Genomic DNA, 14169 nt, shown 5'->3' with positions numbered 1-14169 from the left:
TGGTGAATATACCCCCTTAAATTTTAAAAATCAACGATTATGATAGACATTGAAATCAATAACGCACAAGAAATTGCATCGGTACTAGAGCGCCTTGCACAAGCCACCGCCCATCGAGCTCCTTTAATGCGAAGTATTGCGGGGACAATGGAATCAGCTGTACTGCAAAATTTTGATGTTGGGGGGCGACCTAAATGGCTGGGGCTGAAATATCGTCAAGGTACACCGTTGGTCGATACCGAAAACTTGATGGGGAGCATTACGTCTGACTACAGCAATGATATGGCAACGGTTGGGACAAATGAGCCTTACGCGGCTATTCATCAATTCGGGGGGAAAGCTGGACGAGGTCGTAAAGTAGAGATTCCGGCACGCCCTTTTTTGTCTTTAACCCCTCAAGATGAGGCAGATATTTTGGAAGATGTGCAAGGCTACTTCCAACGCTTAATTAAATAAATCAGAAAATTGCCCTAAATCGCACGTAGGGCGATTTTTTTACTTTTAGGGTATAAGATTTCATCTTTAAATTTTTAAAACAATTTAAAACGGTTTTAAAGCGTTTTAAAATGGGTTTGGGTTGTTTTCAATCATTCAATCTTTCACATCTTTAATGTGAGGCTTGTTCCTCATTGTCTAACATTTCAAATTATTTGGTTGCGCTGAAGCCAGTCATCTCTTGTTATCTCGTTCAATTCGATATTCTGCCATCCTAGATTGAGTTTTTAAGGATGGTTTCAGATGAAATTAACAGTTGCCGCTTGTAGTTTTGAAATTGACAAGGCGAAGTATGGTCGTATCCAACTTTTACCTTATGGCAAATTTCGCGCCACAGACGGCAGACCAACCGATGTGGAGGCATGGTATGTAACAGATACAAATGGCGCGGATGTGGTGGCGTTGGCAAATAATCAACGCAATCCCCTTCCTATTGACTATGAACACCAAATTATTCACTCCCTAAAAAACGGCAAAGAAGCACCGAGTGCGGGCTGGATGGAATATTTCTATTTTACCCCACAAGGGATTTTTGCTGATGTGCGTTGGACTGATAAAGCCGCGGACTATATCAAAAATGGCGAATATCGTTATATCTCGGCTGTGTTTGCTTACGACACAGACGGCTATGTTCGCAAGATCTTTCATGCTGCATTAACCAATACTCCTGCTTTAGATGGCATGGAGGAAGCAATGGTGGCAGCTAGCGTGAATTTGTTACAAGAGGACAATCCAATGGATAAAAAATTATTGGCAGCATTATGCGCACTGTTTGCTTTAAAAGCAGATGCAAGTGAAGCTGATATTACGGAGAAAGTGACCGCACTTTCGGCAGCTAAAGGCGATAGCCCTGTGGACGTGTTAGATGTTTACGCAAAATTAGCTGAAAAAGAACAATCAGTGGCAGCGTTATCCACACAAGTGGGCAACCCTGATCCAGCTAAATTTGTGCCAGTCGAACAGGTGGTTGCATTGCAGGCTGATTTTAATGCGCTTAAAACATCTGTAGAAGCGGACAAGAAAGCGGCATTAATCACAGCGGCATTATCGCAAGGCAAACTGCCTCCCGCATTAAAAGATTGGGCGCAAAGTTTATCTGTTGAGGCATTAAGTGCTTACTTAGAAAAAGCACCTGCAATGGCCGCATTAAGTGGTGAGCCACAAGCAAAAGCTGATCCTGATCAGAATGTTGTGGCATTAAGTGCAGAGCAACAAGCTACAGCAAAAATGCTTGGCATTAGCGAAGCTGAATACATTGAAAAATATACACATAAGGAGACTAAATAATGGCACTTAATAAAGCACAGGTTTTAAACCATATCACTGAAGCATTTCGCAAGGAATTTATTAAAGGTTTAGAAAATCACCCAACGCAATGGCCAAAAGTAGCGATGGAGATCTCATCTACAACTAAAACCAATACTTATGGTTTCTTGGGTAAATTCCCCAAAATGCGTGAGTGGGTAGGACAACGTCAAATTCAAAGTATGCAAGCTCAAGGTACAAGCATTACTAATAAAAAATTTGAATCTACGGTAGGCATTCCTCGCGAAGATATTGAAGATGATCAGGTTGGTTTATATACCCCGATGATGGAATTGGCGGGTCAATCTGCAGCCGAATTACCTGATGATGAAGTATTCAGCTTGTTGAAAAAAGGTAAATCTACGCTGTGTTATGACGGACAAAACTTCTTCGACACAGATCACCCAGTATTTGAAAAAGTAGATGGTACGGGTAACCAAACCACTCAAGTGAACTTGACTGTAGGTACGGATGACGGTGCGCCAACATTCTATATCTTGGATACCCGTTTGCCGATTAAACCGCTGATTTGGCAAAAACGTACTGCACCGGAAATTGAGCCGAAGTTTGACCCGTCAAAATCCGAACACGTCTTCATGGAAGATGAATACTTATGGGGTGTGCGTGCCCGTGGTGCGGCTGGTTTTGGTTTCTGGCAACTTATCCATCGCGTGGAAAAAACCAAATTAACCAAAGAAAACGTGCAAAAAGTCATCCAAACCATGAAAGGCCTGAAAGGTGACGGTGGCAAAGCATTAAACATTCAGCCGAATTTAATTTTGGTTCCAACCAACCTTGAGTATGCGGCAAAAGAATTGTTTAAAACTAAACAAATCAACGGCACAACCAACATCCTTGAAAGTGAATTGGATGTGCTCGCCTCTCCATTCATTAACGAATAACCAAACGGGCGGGAAACCGCCCTTTAGGAGCAAAAATGGCAAAGGAACAACAAGACAGCGAACAGCAAGATGAAGTAAAAGCTGAGACGCAAGATGAAGTAAAAGCTGAGACGCAAGATGAAACTGCAGAAAAACTATCTGATGTTTTGGTAGAAGGCGGTGAAGTAATTAACCCTATTGCCTATGCGGTGACGTTACGTGCAATTCATCCGCAAGCCTCTTATGGTCGCTGCGGCTATCGTTTTAACAAAGAAAGTGCTGTGGAAATTCCGGCTGGTGATTTAACCGGGGAGCAAGTGATCGCGTTGGCGGAAGATCCTTGGTTGGAACTTGTGCCGGTGTGTGACGAATAAGGACAGGTATGAATTACGCAATGGCAGAAGATTTTGTGTTACGTGTAGGGGAAGTGCAAGCCATTGAACTGACCGACCGTGATTTGATTGGGCAAGTTAATGACAATTTGCTTGATGTTGCATTGTCTGACAGCTCAAGCCAAATTGATGGTTATTTGGCAGCGCGTTATACCCTCCCTCTTGTGAGTGTGCCACAAAACTTAGTGCGACTTTGTTGTGATTTGGCTCGTTATCGTTTAGCGAGTATGTCTCATGTGACGATTACAGAAGAAATTATTACACGCTATAAATTAAGTTTAAAAGAACTTGAGGATATTAGTGTGGGTAAGATTTCACTTGGGTTGCCACCTACAGAGAATAATGATGCCAATGAACAAGACAATGGCGTGATTTTTACTAATCCGAAAAACAGGATTTTTGCGCGTGATCACTCAAATTGAAAATGCCCTTGTAGAACGCCTACAGCGTGGCTTAGGGCGTTTAGTCAATACTGTTAAAAGCTATGGCGGTGAGCTCGATGATGAAAGTCTTGGGACATCACGTTTGCCGATGTGTTTAGTCACTTTTGGGGGCGCACGTATCGAACGTATGGGCACCAATTTGAAGCGACATCAATCTACAGCAAACTTTGTCATTATCGTGGCAGTAAATAGCTTGCGTAGCAATATTGCCGCACGACAAGGCGGAGCGGATAAACGAGAGGTGGGCGTTAATCAGTTGATTACAGCCGTACGCCGTTTGTTAGATGCGCAAACCTTGGGGAAATTAGTTAAGCCATTGAAACCGACAAGGGTGCGCACGCTTTTTAATAATGCCACTTTTAAAGGTGGGGCGATAACGGCTTATGCGATTGAGTATGACGCAGTCTATGACGATTTGAGTCCGTTAGAAGATGGCCGTTATCCTGAAATGACACAGGATAGCAAAAATCCTGATTATTTGTTTACGCATTATCATGGTGAGCTATCGCCACCAGATCCGATGCTAGAACGTATTGGTAACAACATTTATGACCCAATAAGCGGTGCCACAGTGCCGTTTGAGGTGGAGACACAAAATGAAAGTGAAAGCAGCAATAGGCATTAAGGTGCCGATGGAACATCAGCCTTATACCTATATTGAACAAATACCGGTAGAGGTAGAGCCGTCGATTTATTATCAGCGCCGTATTAATGATGGCGATTTGATTGTAATCACAGACACACGTTCACGCAAAGAACAGGAGAAAGACAATGGCTGAAACGAATATTGATTTTGATAATATCCCGACGAGTCTTCGTAAACCGGGTGTTTATACAGAATACAACTCACGCAATGCAGTGAGTACTTTGCCAACAAATGAGCAAAACGTCTTAATTGTGGCACCGATGTTAAATGCAACAAAAGCATTTAGCGCACCGACACCGATTTATTCGGATGTGGATGCGAAAAATACATTTGGTGCTGGGTCTTGGGCTCACTTAATGGCGCGTATTGCTATCCAAAATAATGCCATGATCCGTTTAACGGTGATTGGTTTAAAAGAGAGTGATTCAGGTGTGGCGGCAACTGGCACCATTACGTTAACAGGCACTGCAAGTAATGCAGGGGTGCTTAAAGTTATCATTGGTGGTCTTGATTATGCGGTGGCAATCGCTAAATCGGAAACGGCCGCCAACATTGCCGCCCGTTTAAATGCAGTGATTAATGCGGGGGAATATTGTCCTGTCAGTGCAACAGTCAATGAAGGTACTGTTACGCTTACAGCGAAATGTAAAGGCGAAATAGGTAATGAGATTAGTGTCAATGCCACATTAAGCGCAAATGATATGGCGGTGAATGTTTCTGCCCTTGCAAATGGTGCCGAAAATGCCGATTTAGCAGCGGCATTAGCGTCAGTAGCTGGGCAGCATTATCACGTGATTATCTCCCCTTTTGCGGATGATAAAAATGCGAAAGCCTTGCGCGAACATTTAGAGTCGGTCGCAAGTCCTGTTGAGAAAAAACCAGGTGTTGGCGTATTAGGTTTTAATGGCACATTGGCAAGCGGTACTACTTATACCGAAAAGATCAATGCGAATCGTATTACAGTGGGTTGGTATAAAGGGGCGGTGGAATCTAATGCCTTAATCGCTGCGGGATATGGGGCGGTTATTGCAGGCGAAGAAGACCCAGCTAAACCGTTAAATACGCTTGAGATTAAAGGTTTAATCCCTGTTGATGCCACTCAAACACCGTTAAAAACCGAAGTCAATCAGGCGTTATTCCACGGTTTAACCCCTATTACAGTGGTGAATAATCGTGTGCAAATTATGCGTGCCATTACGACTTACACCAAATCACCGGCGAATGTAGATGATCCTGCATGGTTAGACTTAAACACAATTCGTACACTGGACTATACGCGTAAAGCCATTGAACAGCGCATTGCATTACGTTTCCCTCGTGCGAAATTATCTAATCGCACCCCACCAAAAGTGCGGTCAGAAATCCTTGATGTGCTCTATCGTTTAGAGCAACAAGAGATTTTAGAAAATGTGGATGCGAACAAGGCTAAATTGCTTGTTGTTCGCAATGGCCAAGATCCAAATCGTTTAGATACGGCAATTCCAGCGGATGTGGTAAATGGCTTGCACATCGTAGCTAACCGAATTGATTTAATTTTATAGGGGGCGTAAATGGAAAAATATGCAGGTTCGGCTGTGCTTGAAGTGGACGGCACGGAAATTGAAATTACCGATTTAAACGTGACAAAACAAACCGGGCGTAAATTAGTCAAAACCATGAACTCTGAAGGGCGTGCACGTGGTTTTGCCAAAGGCATTGCAACTTGGGAATTATCATTGACGGCAGCAATGCCAGTAGATGGTTCGGAAATTGATTGGGCGGGTATCAGTGATGCGAAAATCACGGTATATCCGCTTAATCAAGAAGATAAGCGCACGTCCTATCTTGGCTGCTTTACTACCCAAGTAGGCGAGAAATACACGGTGGATAACGAAGCCGTTATTGATATCCAGATGAATGCGCTTAAAGAGGTGAAAGAATAATGCGTTTATTGCTTGGTATTCCTTACGGTGATCGTCGTTATTTTGATTTTGACGTGCGATTACTTACTTTGGGCGGTGAATGCGCTGCCCTAGAGAAAGTCGCCGAGCTTGGTTTAGATGAAAAAGAAAACTTCACGAGAGCGGAGCAAATGCTCGTGGACTTGGCTTATTTATCTGAACAGCTTGATATTATCGGTATTGCGCAAGATAAGCTCACGCCACAGTTTTTACTGGATAACCTTGCCACGGATGATTATGTGCTGATTACGCAAGCTATCGCAGAACTGCGAAAAAAGCACATCGACGCTGGGGAAAACCCGAGCAAAGCCGAAACCGAATAAAACAACATTACGGTGTGTTTGATGCCGAGAAAAATTACCGAAGTGCGGTTATTTTATTGGCTAAATTTGGGTTTACTGCTGAAAAAGTACGAGCAATGTGTCACGCTGAAGTTGCCGCGTGGGTGGCAAGTTGGCAACATTCGCAAGGTATTAAAACTCAGTCAGAAAAAGGCAATACGGTGCATTACAACCTTATGCGTCGTAAAACTAAGGGGGCGTAAGCCCCTTTTTTTGTGGATTTAAAATGAGTTTAAAGAGGGTTTAAAAATGGCTGAGTTGAATTTAGCGTTGACGCTAAAAGCACGAGACCAAGCAAGCCGAGTTTTTCAGCGGGCACAATCGCAGATTAAGCAAAGCACAAAAGCAATGGCAAGTGCACGCGAAACATTGGGCGTGCGAAGTGAACATAAAATCCAACAAGAAATTAATCATACCATTGCCGCTTATAACCGATTAAAACGTAGTGGCACAGCCACTAGTCGCGAATTAGCTCGTGCGGCTGAGGCGACGCGCTCAAAAATTGCTGGGCTTAATACGGAAATGGGGAAAACCTCTTGGGGGCAACGATTAGGCAATGTTGGAACTGCCATTGCCAGTGTGGGTGCAGGCATGGCGGCTGGAGCTATGGTGATGGCACAACCTATGAAAAAGGAAATGGACTATGACCGACGCTTAGCGATGGTATCCAATACTGCCTTCTCCGACCGAGACGTAGCTGGGCGAATTGCAGGAAAGAAAGAATTACATGATGCAGTGAAAAGTGCGGTAGAAACTGGAGGGGGGACGAAAGAAGAAGCACTTGATGCATTGGATAAAATGCTGGCTTCTGGTTCTGTTAAAGCTAATACGGCAATGAAATTATTGCCAACTTTACAAAAAGCAGCGGTAGGTACAGGAGCAAGTGCCGAGGACTTAGCCCAAATTGCCATTTCAGCTATGCAACAATTCGATATTAGTGAAGATAAAATTGGTGAAGTTTTAGATAAAGCGGTAGCAGCAGGACAAGCAGGTAATTTTGAATTGTCAGATATGGCTCGCCATTTGCCTAAGCAAATGGCTGCAGGTAAAGCTGCTGGTTTAAGTGGTATGAATGGCTTAGAAGCGCTACTAATGGCAAACCAACAAGCTAGAGTTACTGCAGGTTCTGAAGATGAGGCAGGCAATAATTTATCTAATTTATTAGTCAAAATTTCTGCCAAAGAAACAAATGAACGATTCAGAAAACTCGAAATAAAGGGAAAAGACGGTAAAACTCATGGTATTGATTTTATCAAATCCATGGAGAATGAGAAAAAACAAGGTAAAAATTCACTTGAAGCCTTTATGTCTATTATGGATATGGTTATAGGACAAGATGAAAAATATAAGGAGTTGCAAAAGAAATTAAAGACAGCAAAAAAAGAAGAACAAGCTGGAATTATCAAGGAAATGTCTAATTTGGTAGAAGGTACTGCTATCGGGCAAATTGTGTCAGACCAACAAGCGCTAATGGCTCTATTGGGTATGCGTAATAATGTTCAGCTAGGGAAGGATGTTCAGGAGCAATTACAAAATTCTAATGGTGCTGTCGATAAATCACATGCTGTTATACAAGATACCAATAGTGCCAAATTGGAAAATGCAAAAAATAGCTTTGAATTTGCACAAATGGAAGGCATGAAAAGTTTTAATAATGCACTTGGCGATGCGGCTACAAAACTGGCTGAATATGCGAAAGCCTATCCTGATTTAACCTCTACACTGACTACAGCTGGCACTGTTATTACAGCATTAAGTACGGCTGCGATTGCAGCAAGTGGTGCGTTGGCATTATTGGGCGTTAAACGAGGCGGAATTGGGCTTAGTGATGTAGCAGATGTCGCTGGCAATCTAGGGAAAGGGAAAAACGGTTTAAAAATTAAAGGGGGCGGTAAGTTAGGCAGTATTCTTAGTGCAGGGGCACTTTTTACCAGTGGTTTAATGATTGCTGGAGAACAACGTACAACGGAAGAAACGAAGTCTGAAGAAAAAGCTGAGGCGAAAACTGCTCAAGAAAAGCAGTTAGAAAACCAATTTTATGCCAATGCTTACGGTGGCAATAAACCGACCACAACCCATTACGCACCGCAAGGTTTCGGTTATAACAAAAACTCTGTATGGGGGACGGCTTCTCGCTCGGGTGAAGTGGCTGAAATTGCACGTAAAGATGAAGTTGCAGCTTTACGCCTTGAGCGAGGCACTCTCACTCAAGCCCAATATGATGAGCGCACGCGCCAAAGTGCGGTGAAAATTGCGGACATTCGCAATCAGGGGAAAGGCTATTCAGGTTTATCTGTAGCAGCTAATGACACCGACTCCGCTTTAAGTCGCACACTGGGTGATTTATCTAGCTTGGCTAACTATCAAGCTGATTTTCAGCATTTTGGGCAAACCATTAGCGACGGATTAAAAACCGCCATTGAAAGCCAAAATTTCACGATTCAAAACGAAATTAAGGTGGATTTAGACGGACGGATTGTGGCTGAACAAACGTCTCAGTATCAATATCAAGACTTAAAACGGGGGTAAAAGATGGCTGGTTGGACAATGCCTGTGCAACGTGCGAGTTTTCGTGGTGTGCGTTTCGATGTGCTTTCGGTGGATGATGATGTCTATCGCTCGACCATTGAGCATGCTTATCCTTTCGTCAATGGCGCGGACGTGGAAGATTTGGGATTAAATCCATTAACCGTGCGTATGCAAGCCGTATTTTATGGACCAGGCTATTACACGGACTTTAAGAAGTTTTTAAGCGTGCTACAAAAATCAGGGGCGGCAACATTAGTGCATCCGATTCGTGGACGTTTGCAAAATATGATTTGCACTGGGGCGAGTTTTCATCACGAAGCGGAGATGATTGATTATGTGGCGTTAGATTTGACTTTTATCGAATCTACGCCAGCTAAACCGATTTTTGTCTTTAATTATTCCCTATTGGCAAAAATAGATGCCTTACTGACTGAATTAGAAAATTTTGTTGATGATGTGATGGCATTGTATGGCGAATTTATGGAGATTGTTGCCTTTGCCGCTAATACAAAATCACGTTTGTTGGGTGTATATGGCGCGTTATTTGGTTGTTTTGAGCAAGTACGCGGGTTATTTGATTTTGATAAAACGAAGTATGGTGTATCGCCTGTCGTGACACAAGATAACTTTAAAGCAAAATCTAGCCGTGCTGTGCGTGATTTGGTGACTATGATTGATTCAGGGTTGCGCCAAATTGCTGCGCGCAAGGACTTAACTACCCGAGCAAAATTTGATGAGGTACTCCGCACAATACGTCAAATTAAGCATATTCCTGCTGATTTGGTGAGTGGTAAGAATATTAAATCTGCCAAAGAACAAGCGGCATTGAAATCATTAACGACCTCTTTTAGTAAGGATGATACTGAATCTGTGCATTTAATGATGCAGTTAGCCTCTAGTGTTGCTTTGTTGCGTATTGCCACTGAATTGGTAGAGGACGATGATTTATTGCCACAGGATATTGATTACATCACGACTCAAGTGCAGTCACAAATTATGGATAATTTACAATTGTTACGCAAACAAGTGGACGATGAACATCATAGGGAAAATATCACGGTATTAAGCACACCCAATACGAGTTTTTATACGTCTGCGCATAATACAGCAGAGCAATTACGCAATAAAGTGCATAAGTTTACTCAACTTGCCCTTGCGGCAATTAATCGTAAACCGCCTTTAATGGTGCGTGAGGTGCTATTTAGCGGTACTGTGCAACAAATTGCACATGCATTTTATCAGGATTACAAACGTGCTGATGAATTATTAAGGCTGAATCCGCAGATCCGTTATCCGAATTTTGTTGAGCGTGGGGAGTGGTTAAACAGCTATGTCAAATAATTACCCTTATGAAAATGATGTTACGGTGGAAGTGGACGGCAAAGCCCACAATAGCTGGAAAAGTTATGATATTGATAGTGACTTTTTAATCCCTGCCGACGCCTTTAAATTTGATTTGGGCGTACCTTCAAACAGCACGGTTTTACCTGATTTTTCGGGGGCTGAAGTGAAAGTGCGCATTAATGGCGAGTTGGTGATGACAGGCATCGTGGATACGACACAGCATACTATTAGTAAAACTAACCGCACTTATAGCCTCAATGGGCGTGACCGTGCGAGTATCCTTGTGGATTGCTCTGCCCCAATCACCAATGTAAAAGGCTTGACTGTGTTGGATGCGGTGAAAAAAATTGTTGAACCACTTGGTATTAAAAAAGTGGCATTGCGTGCGGAAAATAATCCAACATTAGATAAAGTCGATATTGACGTGGGCGAAACAGCTTGGAATGCGGCAATGCGTTGTGCGAACTCGGCAGGCTTGCACTTGTGGTTTGAACCAAATGGAGAGCTGATTGTGGGCGGTGCGGATTACAGCACGCCACCTGTGGCGACCTTGTGTTGCATGAAAGACGGCAAGCGAAACAATTTTGAACAGGCGGATTTAACGTTTGATGTATCAAATCGTTTTAGCGAAGTCACTTTTCTTGCACAAAGCCACGGCAAGCAAGGGCAAGACAATAAAAATGATCTGAAATGGGTTTATCACGATCCTGAAATGACCACCTACAAGCCGAAAACCGTGGTGGTGTCTGATGTGGATAACTTGGAAGCCTTGCAAAAATGGGCCAAAAAATACATTGCGGACAGTGTGCTGGAAGGTTTTACCCTTACTATCGTTGTGCCCGATCACAAAATGCAAGACGGCACATTATGGCAACCAGGGCAACGTGTACATGTAATTTGCGAGGAATATGAGATTGATGCCATTTTCTTTTTAATGGGGCGTCGTTTTACGTTGAGCCGAAACGGTGGCACACAAACGGAACTACGCTTTAAACAAGACGGCATTTGGACACCAGACGCTTACAACGCAAAAGCAGAAAAAGCACGTAAACGTAAGGGTAAAAAAGGCAAGAAGAACCAAGGCGATTTGATTTCGACAAACGGACAAGGTGGTTGGACAAAATGAGACGATTAAGCCAAGCCATTCAACAAAAGGCGCAAGGTGCAGTGGACGAAATCCGTCAAGCCTTTCGCGGAGTGTTGCACTTGGTGAAAAGTGCGGACAATATTCAGAAAGTTCAGGCTTCAGGCCTTGCCGATGAAACCTTGCAAGATGTGGAGTTGATGCAGCAGTTTGGTTTTACCTCTGTGCCTCCGGCAAACACGCAAGCAGTGATTTTACCCATTGGCGGACAAACTACCCACGGTATTGTGATTGCAACCGAGAACGGTTCTTTCCGCGTGAAAAATCTGCAAGGTGGCGAAGTGGCCGTTTATGATGAAAGTGGCTCTAGCATTGTATTAAAAAAGGGGCGGTTGATTGAGATTGATTGTGATGTATTAAAGATTAAAGCAGCAACAAAAGTGGATATATCAAGTCCATTGGTTGAAACCGATCAGGTCTTTATTGCCCAAGGGCAAATTAACGGTAACGGCGGCATGGCTGTGCAAGGTGGCAGTGGTGCGAGCTTTACTGGTAATGTAGAACAACGTGGCGGTAGCTTTACGACCGACGGCGATGTGGAAGCTGGTACAATTTCGTTAAGGAACCACAAACATACTGGCGATAGCGGAGGAAAAACCAGTAAACCTGAATAATCTAACCTTAAAGGAGATGCTGAAACCCTGCATCTCCTTTCTTTTTACCTCTTATCTTATCCTGTCAATATGGACAGAGAGATCAGCCCGCTTACCGGGGACTATACAAGTAAACAAATCAGTACGCTTGCCAATGCAGCGTATATCAGATTGACCACACCATTAGGCTCTTGGTGGGCAGATGGGCGTGTAGGCTCTCTGCTCCATCTTATTCCGCGCGAAAAAGATTTGTCGCACATAGGTTTAATTGCACAACAATATGCCGAAGAAGCCTTGCAACCCTTGATTGATGATGGACGTGCGGACGAAATTATTGTCAATCATACCCAACCACATAACGGTGTATTGATTTTAGATATATCCATCCGAGATAACCGGGGCAAAACCTATCATTTTAAACACCCGGTAAAAGTCATTTAAAAAGGGTTTAAACCATGTTTATTATGCCGAGTTTAGAAGATATTCGCCAAGCGATTTTGCGCGATGTGCAATCATTAGAACCGAGTGCTGATGTGAGCATAGATAGTGACTATTATGCACGTGCCAGTAGCCTTGCTGCCGTAGCGGAAGGTATTTATGCCCATCAAAAATGGATTATTAAACAATTCTTTCCGGATACTGCCGACACGGATTTTCTTGAAAAACATGCGGGTTTGCGTGGTATTCGCCGTCGTAATGCGACTTATGCCAGTGGGCTCGGTGCAACTGTAACTGGTACCCCTGATGCAGTACTTAAAGCTGGATTACAAATTAAAACAGACGATAACCGATTTTATGAAACCACCGAAAGCGCGGTGATTTCTGCAAGCGGTTCTGCCATTGTTGCAGTGCGAGGTCTTGCGACAGGTGCCAGCCAAAATATTAAAACTGCGACAAAAGCAAACTTTATGGCGGCACATTTAGGTGTGCAATCCGATGTGGTGCTAAATGATGTAATTGGTGCAACGGATGCGGAAAGCGATGCGTCTTTGCTCGAACGTTTGCTTGAGATTATTCGCCGACCACCTGCTGGGGGTAATCGTTATGACTATCGTACATGGGCGTTATCGGTGGATGGCGTGGATGCTGCTTATGTTTACCCGTTGCGTCGTGGGCTTGGTACGGTAGATATTGCGATCACATCAAATAACGATGTACCAAGCGATGAAACAATACGTCGCTGCCAAGAATATATTGATGATGTGCGCCCAGTAACCGCGCGAGAAAGCAAAGTGGTGAAACCTGATGTAACGAAGGTCAATTTTAATATTCAGGTGAAAATCAGCGGCGTAACCTTACCCGAAATTAAGGCGGCCATTTCAACCGCACTTACGGATTATTTCAACACGTTAATCCCAGGTGATGATTTGATTGTGTCGCAATGTGAAGCGGTGGTGAATAACTTGGTAGGTGTTGTTGACCGTAAGTTTGCGACACCTATCACTAATCTAAAAGCAGATGTGCGTACAAAAATTGAGTGGTTTCGGTTAGGTCAAATCACCGTTACGGAGATGGCATGATGCAAACTGACCACAAAAAGGTATTGGCAAAACTTTATCCGCCTATTTCGTACGACGTTAATGGAGAGCGTTTTTTAGCACAATGTGAGGTAGATGGTAATGCCTTTGACCGATTACAAAAAAGTGCGGTGGATTTATTGCAAATTATTGAACCAGCCACCTCCAATACGATGTTGTCCGATTGGGAACGTTTATGCGGCATAAAAACAGATTATAGCAATAACTATCAAGCACGAGTAAAACGTGTCATTGCCAAGTTAAATGCGATTGGGGGCTTATCCATTCCCTATTTTAAACGGATTGCAGAAAGTATTGGATATCGCATCGAAATTAAAGAGTTTTCTCCCCTTGCGAATGATTTGCCAACGACGGGAGATTTGGCTCAATTTCGCAATGAAGCTCGCGACAACTTGATTTTTATGTGGCGAGTATCGGTGCTTAATGGGGATGACAATATTGTATATTTTCGCGCAGGCACCTCCTTTGCGGGTAATCATTTAGTGGAATTTGGTGACCCGATTATTGAGGAGTTCTTCCGAGACTTAAAACCTGCACATACTTACTGTTATTTTGCTTATCAAACAGGATCTTAATAT

General features: G+C 43.3%; 18 protein-coding genes. All 18 read left to right on the top strand.

Annotated elements, in window-relative coordinates; translation table 11 throughout:
- The first annotated feature begins 39 nt into the window (after positions 1–39).
- Complete coding sequence (locus A8M50_RS07170; RefSeq protein ID WP_005646978.1) at positions 40–456, top strand: phage virion morphogenesis protein; 417 nt, start codon at positions 40–42, stop codon at positions 454–456.
- Positions 457–738: 282 nt separating this feature from the next.
- Entirely contained in the window at positions 739–1782 is a 1044-nt protein-coding gene (locus tag A8M50_RS07165) for a phage protease (protein WP_005647097.1), read from the top strand.
- Entirely contained in the window at positions 1782–2702 is a 921-nt protein-coding gene (locus A8M50_RS07160) for a Mu-like prophage major head subunit gpT family protein (RefSeq protein ID WP_005646913.1), read from the top strand. The genes A8M50_RS07165 and A8M50_RS07160 overlap by 1 nt, the downstream gene beginning before the upstream one ends.
- A gap of 35 nt (positions 2703–2737) precedes the next feature.
- The gene (locus A8M50_RS07155) at positions 2738–3055 is read left to right on the top strand and encodes a hypothetical protein (RefSeq protein ID WP_005647063.1); all 318 of its coding nucleotides are present in this window, start codon (positions 2738–2740) and stop codon (positions 3053–3055) included.
- 8 nt (positions 3056–3063) lie between these two features.
- The gene (locus A8M50_RS07150; protein ID WP_005647093.1) at positions 3064–3495 is read left to right on the top strand and encodes a gp436 family protein; all 432 of its coding nucleotides are present in this window, start codon (positions 3064–3066) and stop codon (positions 3493–3495) included.
- Positions 3479–4141, top strand: a complete 663-nt coding sequence (locus A8M50_RS07145; protein ID WP_005646950.1) for a DUF1834 family protein — start codon at positions 3479–3481, stop codon at positions 4139–4141. Before A8M50_RS07150 ends, A8M50_RS07145 begins: the two co-directional genes overlap by 17 nt.
- Positions 4113–4295 carry a DUF2635 domain-containing protein gene (locus A8M50_RS07140; RefSeq protein ID WP_032826616.1) on the top strand — a complete coding sequence of 61 codons (183 nt, stop codon included), beginning with the start codon at positions 4113–4115 and terminating at the stop codon, positions 4293–4295. The genes A8M50_RS07145 and A8M50_RS07140 overlap by 29 nt, the downstream gene beginning before the upstream one ends.
- Positions 4288–5703: a phage tail sheath subtilisin-like domain-containing protein gene (locus A8M50_RS07135; RefSeq protein ID WP_005647164.1), complete on the top strand. Its 1416-nt coding sequence runs from the start codon at positions 4288–4290 to the stop codon at positions 5701–5703. The genes A8M50_RS07140 and A8M50_RS07135 overlap by 8 nt, the downstream gene beginning before the upstream one ends.
- Positions 5704–5712: 9 nt before the next feature.
- Positions 5713–6084, top strand: coding sequence for a hypothetical protein (locus A8M50_RS07130; protein ID WP_005642621.1), 372 nt, complete (start codon positions 5713–5715; stop codon positions 6082–6084).
- On the top strand, positions 6084–6425 hold the full coding sequence (locus A8M50_RS07125; protein ID WP_005646940.1) for a hypothetical protein: 342 nt from the start codon (positions 6084–6086) through the stop codon (positions 6423–6425). The genes A8M50_RS07130 and A8M50_RS07125 overlap by 1 nt, the downstream gene beginning before the upstream one ends.
- Before the next feature lie 56 nt (positions 6426–6481).
- Positions 6482–6646, top strand: coding sequence for a hypothetical protein (locus tag A8M50_RS07120; protein WP_254045589.1), 165 nt, complete (start codon positions 6482–6484; stop codon positions 6644–6646).
- Between the two features lie 46 nt (positions 6647–6692).
- Positions 6693–8972, top strand: a complete 2280-nt coding sequence (locus A8M50_RS07115; protein WP_005647038.1) for a phage tail tape measure protein — start codon at positions 6693–6695, stop codon at positions 8970–8972.
- A 3-nt stretch (positions 8973–8975) separates the two neighbouring features.
- Entirely contained in the window at positions 8976–10313 is a 1338-nt protein-coding gene (locus A8M50_RS07110; protein WP_005646886.1) for a DNA circularization protein, read from the top strand.
- The gene (locus tag A8M50_RS07105; RefSeq protein WP_005647040.1) at positions 10303–11442 is read left to right on the top strand and encodes a phage baseplate assembly protein; all 1140 of its coding nucleotides are present in this window, start codon (positions 10303–10305) and stop codon (positions 11440–11442) included. The genes A8M50_RS07110 and A8M50_RS07105 overlap by 11 nt, the downstream gene beginning before the upstream one ends.
- A complete protein-coding gene (locus A8M50_RS07100) occupies positions 11439–12074 on the top strand; it encodes a phage baseplate assembly protein V (RefSeq protein ID WP_005646971.1) in 636 nt (211 codons plus the stop codon). The genes A8M50_RS07105 and A8M50_RS07100 overlap by 4 nt, the downstream gene beginning before the upstream one ends.
- A 69-nt stretch (positions 12075–12143) precedes the next feature.
- Positions 12144–12494, top strand: a complete 351-nt coding sequence (locus A8M50_RS07095) for a phage GP46 family protein (protein WP_005647052.1) — start codon at positions 12144–12146, stop codon at positions 12492–12494.
- 14 nt (positions 12495–12508) lie between these two features.
- A complete protein-coding gene (locus tag A8M50_RS07090) occupies positions 12509–13573 on the top strand; it encodes a baseplate J/gp47 family protein (RefSeq protein ID WP_005647069.1) in 1065 nt (354 codons plus the stop codon).
- The gene (locus A8M50_RS07085) at positions 13570–14166 is read left to right on the top strand and encodes a YmfQ family protein (protein ID WP_005646933.1); all 597 of its coding nucleotides are present in this window, start codon (positions 13570–13572) and stop codon (positions 14164–14166) included. The genes A8M50_RS07090 and A8M50_RS07085 overlap by 4 nt, the downstream gene beginning before the upstream one ends.
- Positions 14167–14169 lie beyond the last annotated feature (3 nt).

The organism is Haemophilus haemolyticus (genome assembly GCF_001679045.1).
Taxonomy (GTDB): domain Bacteria; phylum Pseudomonadota; class Gammaproteobacteria; order Enterobacterales; family Pasteurellaceae; genus Haemophilus; species Haemophilus haemolyticus.
Note: the sequence above shows the minus strand (reverse complement) of the source record. Positions and strands in the feature narration are given on the sequence as shown.

What these genes read in the sequence shown, in the direction of transcription:
- A8M50_RS07170 (WP_005646978.1), top strand. Translation starts at nt 40, where the DNA reads ATGATAGACATTGAAATCAATAACGCACAAGAAATTGCATCGGTACTA.
- A8M50_RS07165 (WP_005647097.1), top strand. Translation starts at nt 739, where the DNA reads ATGAAATTAACAGTTGCCGCTTGTAGTTTTGAAATTGACAAGGCGAAG.
- A8M50_RS07160 (WP_005646913.1), top strand. Translation starts at nt 1,782, where the DNA reads ATGGCACTTAATAAAGCACAGGTTTTAAACCATATCACTGAAGCATTT.
- A8M50_RS07155 (WP_005647063.1), top strand. Translation starts at nt 2,738, where the DNA reads ATGGCAAAGGAACAACAAGACAGCGAACAGCAAGATGAAGTAAAAGCT.
- A8M50_RS07150 (WP_005647093.1), top strand. Translation starts at nt 3,064, where the DNA reads ATGAATTACGCAATGGCAGAAGATTTTGTGTTACGTGTAGGGGAAGTG.
- A8M50_RS07140 (WP_032826616.1), top strand. Translation starts at nt 4,113, where the DNA reads ATGAAAGTGAAAGCAGCAATAGGCATTAAGGTGCCGATGGAACATCAG.
- A8M50_RS07135 (WP_005647164.1), top strand. Translation starts at nt 4,288, where the DNA reads ATGGCTGAAACGAATATTGATTTTGATAATATCCCGACGAGTCTTCGT.
- A8M50_RS07130 (WP_005642621.1), top strand. Translation starts at nt 5,713, where the DNA reads ATGGAAAAATATGCAGGTTCGGCTGTGCTTGAAGTGGACGGCACGGAA.
- A8M50_RS07125 (WP_005646940.1), top strand. Translation starts at nt 6,084, where the DNA reads ATGCGTTTATTGCTTGGTATTCCTTACGGTGATCGTCGTTATTTTGAT.
- A8M50_RS07115 (WP_005647038.1), top strand. Translation starts at nt 6,693, where the DNA reads ATGGCTGAGTTGAATTTAGCGTTGACGCTAAAAGCACGAGACCAAGCA.
- A8M50_RS07110 (WP_005646886.1), top strand. Translation starts at nt 8,976, where the DNA reads ATGGCTGGTTGGACAATGCCTGTGCAACGTGCGAGTTTTCGTGGTGTG.
- A8M50_RS07105 (WP_005647040.1), top strand. Translation starts at nt 10,303, where the DNA reads ATGTCAAATAATTACCCTTATGAAAATGATGTTACGGTGGAAGTGGAC.
- A8M50_RS07100 (WP_005646971.1), top strand. Translation starts at nt 11,439, where the DNA reads ATGAGACGATTAAGCCAAGCCATTCAACAAAAGGCGCAAGGTGCAGTG.
- A8M50_RS07095 (WP_005647052.1), top strand. Translation starts at nt 12,144, where the DNA reads ATGGACAGAGAGATCAGCCCGCTTACCGGGGACTATACAAGTAAACAA.
- A8M50_RS07090 (WP_005647069.1), top strand. Translation starts at nt 12,509, where the DNA reads ATGTTTATTATGCCGAGTTTAGAAGATATTCGCCAAGCGATTTTGCGC.
- A8M50_RS07085 (WP_005646933.1), top strand. Translation starts at nt 13,570, where the DNA reads ATGATGCAAACTGACCACAAAAAGGTATTGGCAAAACTTTATCCGCCT.